10 protein-coding genes and 2 pseudogenes are annotated in these 15931 nt (G+C 42.9%); 9 read left to right on the top strand and 3 right to left on the bottom strand.

Annotation, left to right across the window (positions count from 1 at the left end):
- Positions 1-279 precede the first annotated feature (279 nt).
- The 3 genes and pseudogenes from C1S74_RS21360 (at position 280) to cqsA (ending at position 4078) form a co-directional block, all read left to right on the top strand.
- Positions 280-1244, top strand: a pseudogene (locus C1S74_RS21360) (peptidoglycan DD-metalloendopeptidase family protein).
- Between the two features lie 288 nt (positions 1245-1532).
- The gene (gene ylqF, locus C1S74_RS21355; RefSeq protein WP_045402784.1) at positions 1533-2477 is read left to right on the top strand and encodes a ribosome biogenesis GTPase YlqF; all 945 of its coding nucleotides are present in this window, start codon (positions 1533-1535) and stop codon (positions 2475-2477) included.
- 418 nt (positions 2478-2895) lie between these two features.
- Positions 2896-4078: pseudogene (gene cqsA, locus C1S74_RS21350) on the top strand (alpha-hydroxyketone-type quorum-sensing autoinducer synthase).
- A 100-nt stretch (positions 4079-4178) separates the two neighbouring features.
- On the opposite strand, the gene C1S74_RS21345 reads toward cqsA, so the two are convergent.
- Positions 4179-6224 (bottom strand): hybrid sensor histidine kinase/response regulator, encoded by a 2046-nt coding sequence (locus C1S74_RS21345; protein ID WP_045402779.1) that lies wholly within the window; start codon positions 6222-6224, stop codon positions 4179-4181.
- A gap of 303 nt (positions 6225-6527) precedes the next feature.
- On the opposite strand from C1S74_RS21345, the gene C1S74_RS21340 reads away from it, so the two are divergent.
- Positions 6528-7163, top strand: coding sequence for an HAD family hydrolase (locus tag C1S74_RS21340; protein WP_045402778.1), 636 nt, complete (start codon positions 6528-6530; stop codon positions 7161-7163).
- A 62-nt stretch (positions 7164-7225) separates the two neighbouring features.
- Here the strand turns inward: C1S74_RS21340 and C1S74_RS21335 are convergent, their stop codons facing one another.
- Positions 7226-7774, bottom strand: coding sequence for a GNAT family N-acetyltransferase (locus C1S74_RS21335; RefSeq protein WP_045402775.1), 549 nt, complete (start codon positions 7772-7774; stop codon positions 7226-7228).
- A gap of 293 nt (positions 7775-8067) precedes the next feature.
- On the opposite strand from C1S74_RS21335, the gene C1S74_RS21330 reads away from it, so the two are divergent.
- The 4 genes from C1S74_RS21330 (at position 8068) to C1S74_RS21315 (ending at position 13626) form a co-directional block, all read left to right on the top strand.
- On the top strand, positions 8068-9192 hold the full coding sequence (locus tag C1S74_RS21330; protein WP_045402773.1) for an acyl-CoA desaturase: 1125 nt from the start codon (positions 8068-8070) through the stop codon (positions 9190-9192).
- 381 nt (positions 9193-9573) lie between these two features.
- Complete coding sequence (gene dcuC / locus C1S74_RS21325; RefSeq protein WP_045402770.1) at positions 9574-10941, top strand: anaerobic C4-dicarboxylate transporter DcuC; 1368 nt, start codon at positions 9574-9576, stop codon at positions 10939-10941.
- A gap of 226 nt (positions 10942-11167) precedes the next feature.
- Positions 11168-11758 (top strand): LemA family protein, encoded by a 591-nt coding sequence (locus C1S74_RS21320; protein WP_045402766.1) that lies wholly within the window; start codon positions 11168-11170, stop codon positions 11756-11758.
- A complete protein-coding gene (locus tag C1S74_RS21315) occupies positions 11758-13626 on the top strand; it encodes a M48 family metallopeptidase (protein ID WP_045402764.1) in 1869 nt (622 codons plus the stop codon). The genes C1S74_RS21320 and C1S74_RS21315 overlap by 1 nt, the downstream gene beginning before the upstream one ends.
- Positions 13627-13725: 99 nt before the next feature.
- Here C1S74_RS21315 and C1S74_RS21310 read toward each other — a convergent pair whose 3' ends face one another.
- Complete coding sequence (locus C1S74_RS21310) at positions 13726-14082, bottom strand: hypothetical protein (RefSeq protein WP_045402763.1); 357 nt, start codon at positions 14080-14082, stop codon at positions 13726-13728.
- Positions 14083-14658: 576 nt separating this feature from the next.
- Here C1S74_RS21310 and C1S74_RS21305 point away from each other — a divergent pair.
- Positions 14659-15891 (top strand): L-lactate MFS transporter, encoded by a 1233-nt coding sequence (locus C1S74_RS21305; RefSeq protein WP_045402759.1) that lies wholly within the window; start codon positions 14659-14661, stop codon positions 15889-15891.
- Positions 15892-15931 lie beyond the last annotated feature (40 nt).

Below are 15931 nucleotides of genomic sequence, written 5' to 3'. Positions count from 1 at the left end.
GTTTGAGCGTATTTTTAGTGAACATAATAATTTGGCAGAGTATATTTTTCCGCGATTATATTATTGTCCAAGATTTTCTCAACGTGACACAATAACCACCAAATCAAACACAAAGTCTATTCGAACCGTTATTTTTTGACAACTTAAGCAGCTTTACTTCACATCTATAATTATTTGATTAGTAAAAATACAGGAATTGAACCCAATCACGTGTAAGATTTTATTTTAAATATTATACTCACCCTCAACTTTTTCGCCTCGAAGCACAATTTTTATTTAATGACAAGTTTAATATTAAGACAACATGCGCAAAACTTTGCTCTACCCCTTGTTATCATTGCGCTAGCGATTATTACTGGCGTGTCGATCACCCATCAATTACTTTCACCGAAAGAAGAACCTCAACCTGTTGTTCCTAAAGTAGTAATTCATAGTGACATTGCAAAGATCTATAAGGCTAACTTTCGCCGTACAACCATTAAAACTGGCCGCATAGACTATTCTTTTGTCACCTCTTTGATTAACGCCGGACTATCTCAAAAAGAAATAAAATCACTGTTAAAATTAATTGAAAATGAATTCGACATTATCGGCTCAGTCCGTAAAGGTGATAAATTCTCTATTAAGACTAAAACCAACCGTCACAATGAAAAATACATCAGTTCTTTTTACTATTCCGGCAGTCAAAAAGACTTTTTTGTAATTAATGACGGAAACAATAATGCTTATGATGAGTATGGAAATAAGTTAATTCGAAAGCCCTATTATTCATTTCCACTAGATAAACAGTTCAAAGTAAGTTCAGGCTTCAATTTAACACGTAGACATCCCGTTACCAATCTTGTTGCGCCTCATTTAGGGACTGACTATGCCGTACCAATTGGGACTCCTATTCATAGTATTGCAGACGGCGTTGTGATTAAATCTCGTTACAATAGATTTGCTGGCAACTACATTAATATCCGCCATTCCAATGGAGCCGTTTCTCGCTACCTGCATCTTTCACACCGCAGTGTTCACGTTGGCGAACCAGTATCAAAAGGGCAACTCATTGGGCGAACCGGAAACAGCGGAAGAACGACAGGTCCTCATTTGCACCTCGAGTTGATTATTGATGGCACTCCCGTTAATTATGAACGATACATACGAACTACCCCAACGCCCCCGCTAATACTCGTCTGCTGCTTGCTGCAAAAAAAGAAAGGGCAGAGTTAATCAGGAAATTACAGAAGTACTCTTCGTAACATCCAATCTTGGTCTTTATTGGTTTGATTTTTATCGTTGATAGAACGAAATGGCAATTACCGTTGTTCGTAGAGAACAGTAATTGCCCCCTCCTCTTTGTTTATCTATCTGATTGGAAGTTCTAACATTCCCGCCCCTGCAATAAAGTGTTAAGATCATCACATGAACAGCTGTCGTGGTTTGGAGCTGAGGCTTTTATCGCTCACTCACTAACATCTCAATGAAAGAGATGCGTTGAATTTGAAATACCACCAGCATGACCATGAAACAATAAGGCGATTTTTCAAATGGTTAACAACTCTATCCAGTGGTTTCCTGGCCACATGCACAAAGCACGTAAAGAGATCGAAGAAGCCATCCCTCAAGTGGATGTGATCATCGAAGTACTGGATGCTCGTATTCCTTTCAGTAGCGAAAACCCGATGATTTCAAAAATTCGCGGTGATAAGCCGGTGGTTAAGGTACTGAACAAACGCGATTTGGCTGATCCTGAACTGACTCAACTCTGGATTGACCATCTAGAGAAGGAACAAAACGTAAAGGCAATGGCCATTACGACTTCTGAAACGAGTGAAGTACATAAGATTATGGAGCTTTGTCGTAAGCTCGCTCCACACCGTGAAGAGATTGGTAAGAATATTCGTACCATGATCATGGGTATTCCTAACGTTGGTAAGTCAACGATCATCAATACGCTAGCAGGACGCACAATTGCCGTGACCGGTAACCAACCTGCAGTAACGCGTCGTCAACAACGTATCAACCTACAAAACGGCATCGTACTCTCTGATACTCCAGGAATCTTGTGGCCGAAAGTAGAAAACCCACACAGTGGTTTCCGTTTGGCAGCAACGGGAGCTGTGAAAGATACAGCAATGGAATACGATGAAGTGGCCTTCTACACAGTGGAATACCTAGCGGCTCATTACCCGGAAAAACTTAAAGAACGCTACCAGATTGAAGAGCTTCCAGAATCGGACATCGAAATCATTGAAGAGATTGGGCGTCGTCGCGGAGCATTACGGGCAGGAGGCCGTGTCGACCTTCATAAAGTGTCTGAGATTCTTTTGCATGAGCTTCGCCAAGGTATATTGGGGCAAATCACACTAGAACTGCCTGAAATGATCACTCAAGAGCTAATTGAAGTAGAAATAGAAACTGCTCGTAAAGAAGAAGAAAAAGCGAAACGCAAAGAAGAGCGTCGTAAACGTTACCTTCGCAACAAACGTTAACCCAGTCTGTTTTCCACTCATATTATTTAGAGGGCGCGTGTTTATCGCGCCTTTTTTCTAGCAAAAATATATTCACCTCTTTGTAAAAATCGTACTTTCGTTCTCATATTTAGCGGAACTAATACCTCTAAAAACACACCTCTAACGGTCACCTCAATTTGCCTTTTTCGTTAAGTTTTGTAGGAAAAATCAAACAAAATCATAAATATTTATTATGTAATTTAACGGTTATTTTTTAATCGCGATCTTAGTTAGACCCCCGAATGGTAAGGAGTTACAAACGTCACCCAACCCTTAAATACCGAGTTTGCAAGCACACGCAAACTTATGCAACTTGGTTAATGACAGTTAATTCATATTCGTCAAACTATATAACTGTCAGCGCTGGCGTTTTTCTGTATTACGAAGAGAGCTTATTATGAGTGATAAATCGAAAACGAAACTACTTCCTTCTTTTGTTGAGGAACGCCTGGATTTTTATATTCAAGATTTGATTGAACAAAACGAAAACCAAAAGCACTTGGTTTTAGGTAAACGTCCAAAACGCAACGCCGTTGTCATGCAGAGCAATGACTATCTCGCGTTGTCCCATAACAAGCAAATCCAGAAAGCACATCGAGACGCGATCTTTGAACACGACGACAACGTGGTTATGTCTGCAATATTCTTACAAGACGATTCGTCAAAACCCGCCTTCGAAACACAACTAGCCGACTACGTAGGTATGGATAGTTGCTTATTGTCTCAATCAGGCTGGGCCGCCAACATCGGCTTACTACAAACCATTTGCGCACCTAACACGCCGGTATACATTGATTTTTTTGCGCATATGTCTTTATGGGAGGGAATTCGTGCAGCAGGCGCGATTGCACACCCGTTTATGCACAACAACATGAATCATTTGCGTAAACAGCTGCAACGTCATGGTTCTGGTGTCATTGTGGTGGACTCCGTCTACAGCACTATCGGCACTATCGCTCCACTACGCGACATCTACGAAATGGCGCAAGAGTTTGATTGTGCATTGGTGGTTGATGAGTCCCATTCTCTAGGTACACATGGTCCCAACGGCGCAGGGTTAGTTCAAGCTTTGGGGCTAACCGATAAGGTAGACTTTATTACTGTTAGCTTAGCTAAGACATTTGCTTATCGAGCTGGCGCGATCCTCGGTCCGGAAAAAACTGGCAAAAACGCTTCCTTTTGTTGCGTTTCCAGCCATTTTCAGCTCGACCGTGTTGCCACAAGAAGTGATTCGCTTAGAGAAAACCTTGGAAGTCATTAAAACGTCCGATCATAAACGTGAGATACTCTTTCAGCGTGCCAAGGAGCTTACTACGGGCTTGAAACAAATCGGTTTCCAGATCCGTAGCGAGTCTCAGATTGTCGCTTTAGAATGTGGTAGCGAGCGAAATACTGAGCGCGTACGAGACTTTCTAGAAGAGCGCGATGTCTTTGGCGCGGTATTTTGTCGGCCTGCAACAGGAAAGAACAAAAACATCATACGATTCTCTATTAATTCAGACATGACATCCCGAGACGTAGACCTCGTCCTTACTGTATGCCAAGAAGCGTTTAACCACCCGGAATTAGAATTTGCATAACAACAAAGGGTAAAGGCATATTTGAATGGAAGCTTGTGTATTGTCGCTAAAACAAAAGAGCTCAGCGTGTTGCTGAGCTCTATTTTTTAATTCGGTGATTTTAGATCCAGCTTGCGATTTTATCGAAAAGCCGATTCTTATCCGCTGGCTTAACGATGAAATCAGACATGCCTGAAGACCCAATTTTATCCAATGTGATTGGGGAACTGTCTCCTGTATGAGCAATAATCGGAACCGTAGAATACGCTCTGTTTGCAGCTCGAATACGACGCGACGCTTCTACCCCATCCATGATTGGCATCTCGATATCCATTAAGATCAAGTCTATCGTATCAGTATTCAAAGCGTCTAAAGCCTGCTGACCATCTTCTTTTTGGATAACATCAAAGCCTTGCTTTTCAAGCAGCATCGCGGTGAATTTGCGTAGCGATTCATTATCATCCACAACCATGATCGTTCGCTTATTCGTTGCGTCCAAAGGTTTTGCTGGCATTGCTGGTACGACATAGCTGGCGTCGTAGAGCAACCGGTCAATGGTTGCTTTGGTGTTCAATAGCCACGCTTGAGTTTCAACCCAAATCGGCTCAAAGCTAACATTACGAGCGCGTTCAATCGGATGGTGTTCAAACAAGTACACGATGCGCGCCTCAGTGAAAGACAGTAAAGATTCGATTTTATCAAGGTGGCTTCCTCTCGAATCTAAGCTTTCCATATCGACAAAAATTAAATCAAACTCGAATTCATACTCTTTCTTTTTGAGAGTCGAAGCGATATCTAGAACCGTCAGTTCAAACCCCATCAATCGCGCAATATCAGTGGCTTTCGCAACGAGGATATTTTGCTCTGAAACCACTAACACCGTCTTCAACTTGTTGAGTTCGTTCTTAATTTCCTTGACCGCGTTTGAGGTAATCAACGGAAAGGTCATGGTGAACTGTGACCACTCCCCAACTTCAGACTGACATTTAATATCACCGCCAAATGAGCGCATTACCTTTTTACAAAATGGCAAACCTAACCCGTAATTGCCTGACTTCCCTGTTGTATAAAAGTCTCTGAAGATACTTCGAATCACATCACTGGAGATACCAGACCCATTGTCCGTTACGACAATTTGATTGACTACATCATCGCTATACATCGTGACATGGATATGGAAGTCTTCGGAGCGTCGGTGGTGGAAGGCATTCTTAAACAGGTTGTACATAACGTACTTTAGCAACGTGTCACTACCAAGAAAATCGAATTCACTGCGTACATCCAATGAAATGGCAAAACGGTCAGTTGAGCGTTTATAACTAAAGCTCTCGATGGCACTTTCCACAACAGTTTGTGCGGAATGCTTCTTGAACGTTGAGCGAGAAACACGATTTTCATCTATCGAGGTAAGCAACAAATCAATCGTCTCATTACCAGAGTGAATGATGTTCATCGCGTCATCGCTCACCTCACGTAACAGTGTCACGTCTTCACCACTCAAAACATATTGGTCTTTTTTACCCTGTTTAGGGTTCGGCAGTACTGATTGAATAACATCTATCGATGTTAGCAAACCACTTAGAGGGTTACGCATCTCATGTGCAATACCAGCACCAAAAGATTTCGCTAACGAAACTTTCGCTTCGTGCTCTACCTGGTTTCGGAAATAGAACAAATTGCCAAACAAGTAAATAAATAAGAAGATTGGCACGTGCGTCCAATCCATTGTGAGTTCTAGGTGAAACCCTTGAGCAACCCAGGCAAAAAAGGTCGCTAATCCAATCCCTGCAAACGTCTGAGCGAACATCACTCGCGTAATGTGTACCAACAAAATATGCAAGAAGATCGCCGACATAAATGACATGACCCAAACATTGGACCAATTGTTCATCAACAACATGTAGAAGAAGAAGCACGGTAAACAGAGCGTGACTGCCACTTGATAGTAAGCAGGTAGATATTTACGCCATTGAAACGGCATGCGATTACGAGCAATGATACCGAAAAACAAAACGGAACAAAGTAAACGTAATGCTAGATTTTCATAAGGTTGAGGGAACAGAAACTCCCAAACCACGTAATAGATAGGGAATCCAACAAAGCCCATCCACCCCACTAGGGTTAGGTTTGGTTCTGCGTACTGATAAACTTTGCGAATCGCGTCCATATTGAATACTTTGTTAACTAAGCCTTAACGTTGACTGGTTTTATGGTTTGCTTTATTTTTTTATATTTGCTACCAATTATATATTACTTGGCAGGCATAAGCAGTGAGACTTCAATCAAATATTTCGCGACGCTCTACTTTAAATTCAACCCTTTATATTCACAGGGCTAATAAGTTAAATGAACCTGAATATTAAATAAGCAAAAACGCGAAGTAGCGCAATGTCTCATACAGAAAAATCGTGCAACATCATTCTCTAAAAAATGCACTCTCACCTATTCAACTTATCAAACAAGAAAACATATGCAACCAATAGCAATAAAAAATGTCGTATTCGATGTTGGAAATGTGCTCGTTCGATGGTCTCCGCTCGAAATTGTTCGATTAACATTTGGCAATAACGTCGATGCAGAGGGCCTAGCAAAAGAATTGTTCATGAGTTCGATATGGTCAGATTTGAACAAGGGTCTAATCAGTGAGTCGCAAGCTAAACAACGTTATCAAGAAGAAAAACAGTTTTCAGAAGCGGATTGTGAACGGTTCTTCTATTACGTAAAACAAACGCAGTTGCTTATTTACGGCAGTGTCGACCTGCTTAAACGCATAAAGACCGCAGGCTATCAAGTGTATGCGTTAACTGATAACGTCGTAGAAATTGTCGAGTACTTAAAATCGACGTATGATTTTTGGCCATTGTTTAATGGTACAACTGTCTCTGCTGAACTTGGATTATTAAAACCTCAACCAGAGATCTACCAAAACCTTCTTAAAACTCACCACCTTTTAGCTTCAGAAACGGTGTTTCTTGATGACATGCCCCACAACGTAGAAGGCGCACAAGCGGTGGGGATTTTAGCTATTCAATTTGAGCACGCAGAACAATGCGAGCGTGCATTAAAAGCAATGGGTTTAAGCTTCTCGTCGAATCGTTCAAAATAAAAAAGAGCAGCTCGTGGCTGCTCTTATCTGCTCTATGAGATAGTCCTTGTTAACTATGATAGCTAGGAGTAAATCACATTCTCTTCAATCCCATTTACCAAGGATTGCGCACTGGACCAACGAAACACTTTTTCCATGACTTCACTGCCCCCTGGCGCTTTCCAACTTCGCTCTTGGCACTCTTGCCCGCCAATGTGTTGGTAAAACTCTACCGCAGGTTCGTTTTGTGAAATCACCTCTAGGTACAAGCCACTGTCTTTAAAATACTGTTGGTGCCATTCGGCAACGGCAAGTAACAGTTGCTTACCTATCCCCCGTCCTTGATAACCATCATCTACGTGCAAAGCTTCAATAAAACTGCCGCGCTCAAAGTCATGATTGCCGAACACACAAACGAAACCAAGAAGAAGGCCACCCTCTTCTGCTAAAACGACGTGTTGGTTAAATGGCGGGTTAGTTAAGCGCGTTTGCCAAATCAACAATTTGTCATCGATGGCTTCGCTATCAAGATATCCGTCACTCAACATACCACGATAGTGACGCTTCCAACTGTCCGCGTGTAACTGCGCGATGCGTTCATAATCCTTATATTCCGCTAATCGTAATTCCATTACGTATTCCTATGTTCTTTTATTGCTTCTCTATCGAGCTTTGGCATTTTCCACCTCATTAACTACATATTATTGGCAGATTTTACAAATCTAAAGCCCCAGCTCATTGATTAATACTACTCATTATTCGTTTAAAAGCAAAATATCCCACCAATAAGCGCGACGAATCATGAACTTTGGTGGGGCGATAGAACAGTCACAACTCGAAACAAAGTCATCTAACTTTAGTTTGACTTACACGTGTACGCTGATATTCTAGCGAACAGTTGTTAGCTCAAAGTTAGGGACACATTGTGACGCATAATAAACCGCCTCTTATCTGGTTGAATATATTGATATTTTCTGCCAGTTTCATTCTGACCTTTATTGTATTGCCTTGGTATGCATACCATCATGGTTTAGGTTGGGAGCACCTTATCTGGGGCATCATCGCCTTCAGTTTTACTAACCTTTCCATTACTGCGGGATACCACCGTTTATGGAGCCACAAAACCTACGAAGCTCACCCAGTTTTACGATTCATCTTTGCCATCGGTGGTGCTTTCTCTCTTCAAAACAGCGCAATGCATTGGTCATCCGATCATCGAGTTCATCACAAGCATGTCGATGACAACGACAAAGACCCATATTCAGCAAAGCGTGGCTTTTGGTATTCGCATATCGGCTGGATGCTACGCGACTACAACAAATCGAGTAAGAATGAATACACCAACTGTCGAGATTTAAAGCGAGATAAAATCGTTGCATGGCAACACAAGTATTACGTCCCTTTAGCCATCGCAACTAATATCGGTTTTCCACTGGCTCTCGGCCTTATCTACGGAGATATCTGGGGGATGTTCTTGATCGTAGGTGCCGCACGTCTTTTCTTGAGCCATCACACCACCTTCTTTATTAATTCACTCGCACATGTTTGGGGTAAGCAAACCTTTACCGATAAGAACACCGCTCGTGACAATGGTATTTTGGCTTTATTTACCTTTGGCGAGGGCTACCATAACTTCCACCATATTTTTGAGAACGATTACCGTAACGGTGTGTATTGGTGGCATTACGATCCAACTAAATGGCTGATCAAGTCATGCTCTTGGCTAGGATTGACGACCAAACTTCGCACAACGTCGACCTTCCGTATCGAAAAGGCACGCGCAACCCAGTTGCTGAAAAAGGCGAAAGAGAAATTGGAAACAAAACCAAACAGCCAATCGATTCGTGATCAACTGCAACAAGAGTTCGATGCTTTAGTCCATCACATGCAGGAATACTACGAAGTTCGTAAAGAAGTTCTCGGAGAGAAAACGGCAACCGTAGTAAAAAAATACGAACGCTCCGTTTCCAAAATTAAATACCAACAGATCAAAGATGAATTTGAACGCCAACAACGTAGCTGGAACTTGCTAGTGCGCCGATACGCGTAATTTATGACAGGTAAGTCGCGCCTCAATCTATTGAAGTCAAAACAAAAGCTCCGTCAGTCGGAGCTTTTTTGTTCAACAAACCCCCTTTAACGTGATCTAGCTCGAACTATCACTTTTCTCACTTTTTAATCATTTCGTATGATTTTCATTCGATAAAATGTTCATATTTTCGTTTCTTTAAAATCAATAAAACCAGTACATAACACCTAGAAAACGTAATTTAAACAATATAATTCAGTGTAATTATTTATTAATCTATTATTTGTTTTAGATCATGCTAGCTCTAATTTAGTCTCGTGCCACAAGAAAGAATTCTGTAAATTCTCTGACATAAACTGAAACAGTTTCTTTCTTTTTTTCATAATATCTGGAGACAACCCTATGTTAGAGCTCTTAATTGGCTTGGTAGTGACCATTGCTGTGGGTTATTTCATTGTCAAAGGCTACAAAGCCGCTGGCGTGTTATTAACCGCAGGTATCAGTTTGCTTCTTATGACAGGTCTGCTTGGCCATGACGTTCTGCCATCAAAAATAACCTCAACGGGTAATATGGTGACGGACGCACTAGAGTACGTAAAATACATGCTTCAATACCGTGGTGGTGGCCTTGGTATGCAAATCATGCTGCTTTGTGGCTTTGCGTCTTACATGACACACATCGGCGCAAACAATGTTGTAGTAAAACAGTTCTCTAAACCGCTTTCTGTTATCAAGTCTCCATACGTCCTTTTGGTAGCGGCTTACATCGTGGCATGTTTGATGTCTCTTGCAGTGAGTTCAGCAACGGGTCTAGGTGTGCTATTAATGGCTACCCTATTCCCAATGATGACGGCAATGGGTATCTCTCGCCCAGCAGCGGTTGCTGTGTGTGCTTCTCCAGCGGCAATCATTCTTTCACCAACTTCTGGTGACGTGGTAATTGCAGCGGAGAAATCAGGTCTAGCATTGGATGTATTCGCGGTTCAAACCGTACTTCCTGTTTCTATCTGTGCGATCATCGTGATGGCGGCGGCGGCTTTCTTCTGGAACAAATATCTAGATAAAAAAGACAACACACCAATGGAAAAAATTGACGTGTCTGAAATCAAAGCAGATGCGCCAGCGTTCTACGCGGTTCTTCCTTTCTTACCAATCATCGGTGTATTCCTATTCAACGGTCGTACGATTCCTGGCCTGACTCTAGACATCTACACTATCGTGGTAGGTTCTATCTTCTTGGGTGCTGTGATTCACTATGTGGTGAACAAGTTTGACGGTAAGAAGTCACTTGAGGATCTTGATTCTTGTTATGCGGGCATGGCAGATGCGTTTAAAGGCGTGGTAATGCTGTTGGTTGCGGCGGGTGTATTTGCACAAGGTCTCATGTCAATTGGTGCTATCGATAACCTACTACACCTTGCAGACAACGCGGGTGCTGGCGGTATTGCTCTAATGCTTATCCTTACTGGTCTTACTGTTGCTGCAGCTATCGCAACAGGTTCTGGTAACGCGCCTTTCTACGCGTTCGTAGAGCTTGCTCCTTCTCTAGCAGCGAAAATGGGGCTGAACCCTGCGTTCCTTATCATCCCAATGCTACAAGCATCAAACCTAGGTCGTACTATCTCGCCAGTATCTGGTGTAATCGTAGCAACGTCTGGTATGGCAAACATTAGCCCATTCGAAGTGGTAAAGCGTACCTCAGTGCCAGTACTAGCTGGTCTAATTACGGTAATCATCGGTACTATGGTTCTTGTACCTATGTCAGCGTAACACACACTACACGGTCCTAGATCATTTAGGCTCGGCGCTCTCGTCGAGCCTTTTTATTTGGCTCAATTCACACATTCCTTTTACTTTTGTAACCTACCCATATCTACATTAGATACGCAACACCTCTCTTATTTTCAAAACACTACACATTATAAGCAAGTCCGATTTGCTTAATATCTCAAGTATTTATATAAAGCTTCAATACATTCACAAAATGGAACTTACTATGACTTCACTTATTGTTTTTATCGTCATCATTTTGCTTATCGCGGTGTTCGCAGTCAACATTTACAACAAACTAGTGACACTACGTAATCGCTTTAAAAACAGCTTTGCTCAGATTGAGGTTCAGCTAAAACGTCGTTATGACCTGATCCCAAACCTTGTTAGCACAGCGAAGGGCTACATGGAGCATGAAAAAGAAACCTTCGAGCGTGTCATCCAAGCGCGTAATCAAGCGATTTCAGGCTTAAAAGCAGCAAGTGATGCACCAGACAGCGACGCAGCTATCAGCCAACTAGCGCAAGCAGAAGGCATGCTACAAAATGCGCTAGGCAAGTTAAATGTGGTTGTAGAAGCGTACCCAGAAGTGAAAGCCAACGAAACCATGACCCAGCTGCAAGAAGAGCTGACCAGCACAGAGAATAAAGTCGCTTTTGCTCGCCAAGCCTTTAACGATGCAGTTACCAGCTACAACACCTACAAGCAAACTTTCCCACCTGTCTTGTTTGCCAATCTGTTTGGTTTCCAAGACGGCAAGTTGTTGGAATTTGCAGACACTGAAGCCATCCAAGAAGCACCTAAGGTTGAGTTCTAATGAATTTCTTTGACCATCAAGATACCGCGCGACAACGCACCGGGCTTTTGGTGTTTCTGTTCTCCTTAGCAGTATTAATCATCACAGGTTTGGTCAGCGTACTGTCGATTGCCATTTATTACGGGGTCACTGGTGAGCCGTTTGATCAACGAACCGCTATCACCTACACCTTGCTGTGCTTTGCGGGTGTAGCGCTGATTGTCGCAATCAGTTCTATGATTCGCCTATCTGAGCTCTCTTCCAATGGCGGTCGAGGTGTCGCTGAGAGTATCGGCGGCAAACTCATCTCATCAAATACATTAGATACAAAACATAGACAGTTACTCAACGTCGTAGAAGAAATGGCGATCGCTTCTGGAATTCCCGTTCCTTCTGTTTATGTAATGCAAGAAGAGCGTGGCATTAATGCGTTCGCCGCAGGCATGAGTATTGATGATGCCGTCATCGGTGTAACACAAGGCGCGCTAGACAGCTTTTCCCGTGATGAACTGCAAGGCGTCATTGCTCACGAGTACAGCCACGTATTAAATGGCGATATGCGCTTGAATACGCGCTTGATTGGCGTACTATTCGGCATTACGTGTATTGCGCATTTTGGACACTTGGTTCTAGACAATACACACCATACCAGTCGTGCTTCAAGAAGCTCTTCAGATTCCGATAAAGGCTTCGCTGTCATCATGTTGATCGCGATTGTGTGTTTAGTGCTTGGTTGGGTTGGTACTTTATTTGGCTCAATGATCAAAGCAGCTATCTCACGACAACGTGAGTTCTTGGCGGATGCGAGTGCCGTTCAATTTACTCGTAATGACCAAGGTATTTCAGGTGCTCTGAAGAAGATTGGCGGTCACGCATCTGGCTCTAGCTTGGATGCGCAAGCGAGTAGTCAAATGAGTCACATGATGTTTGGGCAGAGCAACTTATCTGGCTTTACTGGCCTATTTGCAACTCACCCACCACTTGAAGAAAGGATTCGCCGCATTGAGCCTAATTGGGATGGTAGCTTTTTGAGTAAGAAGCGTAGCCAAGGAGCAACTTTCGGTAATGAACAAGTCAGTGGATTTGCGTCGGATGCCGACTTTGGTGCTCAGGACGTTGAGTCACAAAGTGTCGCGCCAACTTCCTCAGAGTTAACTGAGACAGGGAAACAACTCATCAGCCAGTTACCACAAGACTTAGTCGATATAGCACGTGAACCTTATAGCGCTCGTTTTATTGCGTTACTACTGACTTTTGATGGCAGCGAAGTGCAACGTGAGATGATCAAAGGGCACATTCCGATGGTCTCCCACGCGACGTTATTGCCGTGGTTAGACTATGATGTACCACTTCACTTGCGTCTGCCGTTGTTAGAGTTAGCCATCCCCGCGCTGAAATCTCTCAGTGAGGGACAAAAGAACAGGCTTTGCCAAGTGCTGCGAGAGTTATCTCAAACTGACAATCATTACTCTCTGGGAGAGTGGTGCGTAATCAACTTATTAGAGAAGCAAATTCTTGTTTCGTTTGGTGTAACTCGCCAAAACAAAAGCTTGAAGCAGCTTAAACAGAGCGTTCATTGGCTATTAAGGGAGTTGTCTTGGGTAAGTCACTCAAGCCCCGAGCAAGCACAAAGCGCTTTCGACAACGCCATCGCCTCGCTCGGCTTACCGGAAGTCGCGTTGGAACCGGCAAACAACAACTGGCGTTTGAGCCGTGCCGCTTTGGAGCTGTTACTTCAACTTAAACCACAGGAACGGCGATTGTTTGTGAGAGCCTGTCGTTTAGCGATTGAGTCAGACGGAAAGATCACGGTTGCAGAAGGTGAATTGTATCGGGTGATTGCGTGTTTCCTAGAAGTACCGGAACCACCACTTACTGTAACTCTATAAAACGAGGGCTTTGTGCTCACGCCTATCTATCTCAAAGAGCAAACGCATAAAGTAAAACGCCAGCGAATAGTCGCTGGCGTTTTTGTATTCTTGAATTGATTAAGCGGCTTTAAAGCGCTCTGGAATCTTAGTGATGTTTTGACGGTAGTTGAACCACAAGTAGGTTACGGCTAGTGAAAAGAACAAATAAGACAAAGCAAACACAATTGGAGAAGTAATCAGCTCTGCTGACATACCCCACATCACGCCAATTACCGTGATCGTCAATTTTGACAACATGCCACATATCAGTAAGAACAAAGCAAGCTGCGGGAAACGCGAACTACGGAATGCAAAGAAGTAGCAACTGCCAACGGCAAGTGATGCAATAGACAAACCTAGCATGAATGAATGGATGTGATCTGCTGATGCAACACCTGCAGAAACAGAAGCCATAAGTAATAGGAACAATTTCATAAGTCACCTCACTACAAGTAGAGAAAAGCATCCTTTCATTAATGAAAACTCATTTTGCGCCCTATTTTGCTTATCTATTTAGCAATTACAAGCACAAATTTCGTTCATTTTATGTACAAGCCCACCCCTCGAATTAAGTTATCACAAGCATTTAACATTCTCAATTTTATAAACCCTTTAGATCCTGCACTTACAGAAAACAGTCTCTATTTTACCCACTTTTGTTACAGAAAATTAACACTAAAATATTTTGAAACTTTTTGCTTAAACTGTGAGCCAAACACTCAGCTTCACGCTATCAACTTTGTTTCACTTAGGATCTCACTACCAAACCAATGCTTCTTTACGTTAGATCAACATTTTATTCATATATAAAACCCTCTCATTACAAACGTTTTTAATGTTTCAAATTATTTTTAGTAACAGAGGTAAAAAGAGATTCCAATCACACATTTATTGGTTATAATCCGCGCTCATTACGTTATGTGTTGAAAAACGCAAACTTATTTTGAGCAAACCTTATCTTTAAACCGACCCCTCTTTGCTATCTGCCAAGAGGTATTACTGAGAACAAAAATGAGCAAGATTGATAAAGCTATGCGCATCCTGTTAGCAGGATTCTGTATCAACCTTTGTCTTGGCATCCTGTATGCTTGGAGTGTATTCAACAAAGCACTAGTAACAGAGTCAGGTTGGAGCGCGGCAGAAGCATCTGCACCTTACGCGACTGCAACCATCACTTTCTCTATCTGTCTTCTTGTTGCAGGTATTCTTCAAGACCGTATGGGCCCACGTCTGATCCTTATCCTAGGTACAGTACTGACTGGTCTAGGCATGATCGCGTCTGGTTTTGTTAACTCACCACTAATGCTGAACATCACTTTCGGTGTGATCACTGGTGCAGGTATCGGTTTTGGTTACGCGTGTCTTTCTCCTTCAGCAATGAAGTGGTTCCACTCGTCTAAGAAAGGTATGGTTAACGGCATCATCGCAGCAGGTTTTGGTCTAGCAGCTATTTACCTAGCACCTGTGACTTCTGCGCTGATCGACAGCATGGGCATCCAAACGAGCTTCCTAGTTCTTGGTGTTGGTATCCTTGCTATCGCTGTTCCTCTAGCAGCAACAATCAACAACCCACCAGCGGATTACACGCCAGCTGAACCTAAAGTAAAAGAAGGCCAAGCACCTAAGGTTGTGAAAAAGTCTGACGACCTAACGTGGAAAGCAATGCTTAAAACGCCACAGTTCTACTCACTATGGATCATGTACGCGTTTGCAGCTTCTGTTGGTCTAATGATCATCGGTAACATTACGACTATCGCAAGCGTTCAAGCAAACCTGCCGAATGCGGTTTACCTAGCGTCTATCCTTGCGGTATTCAACTCAGGCGGTCGTGTTGCAGCCGGTATGCTTGCAGACAAGATCGGTGGCGTACGTACTCTTCTTCTAGCGTTCGTTCTTCAGGGCATCAACATGGTTCTGTTCGCAACGTTCAAAACTGAGTTCACGCTGATCATAGGTACTGCAATTGCAGCAGTAGGTTACGGTACGCTTCTAGCAGTATTCCCTACTCTAACGGCTGAATTCTACGGCCTTAAGAACTACGGAACTAACTACGGTGTGTTATACACAGCATGGGGTATCGGTGGTGCAATCGGCGCTGCAGTTGTCGGTTTCTCTATGACAAACGGCGAAGGCTACACGCTTGCTTACACGGTATCAGCGGTAATGATGGCAGTATGTATCGTACTAGCGTTCATCACTAAGCCACTGACTGAAGCAAAAGTAGCACAGCTGAAAAACGCGTAATTACTTAGTCAACACACACTGAGATCTGTTTATCTAATAG

Origin of the sequence: Vibrio hyugaensis (assembly GCF_002906655.1) — a bacterium.
In the GTDB taxonomy this organism is placed as follows: Bacteria; Pseudomonadota; Gammaproteobacteria; order Enterobacterales; family Vibrionaceae; genus Vibrio; species Vibrio hyugaensis.
Note: the sequence above shows the minus strand (reverse complement) of the source record. Positions and strands in the feature narration are given on the sequence as shown.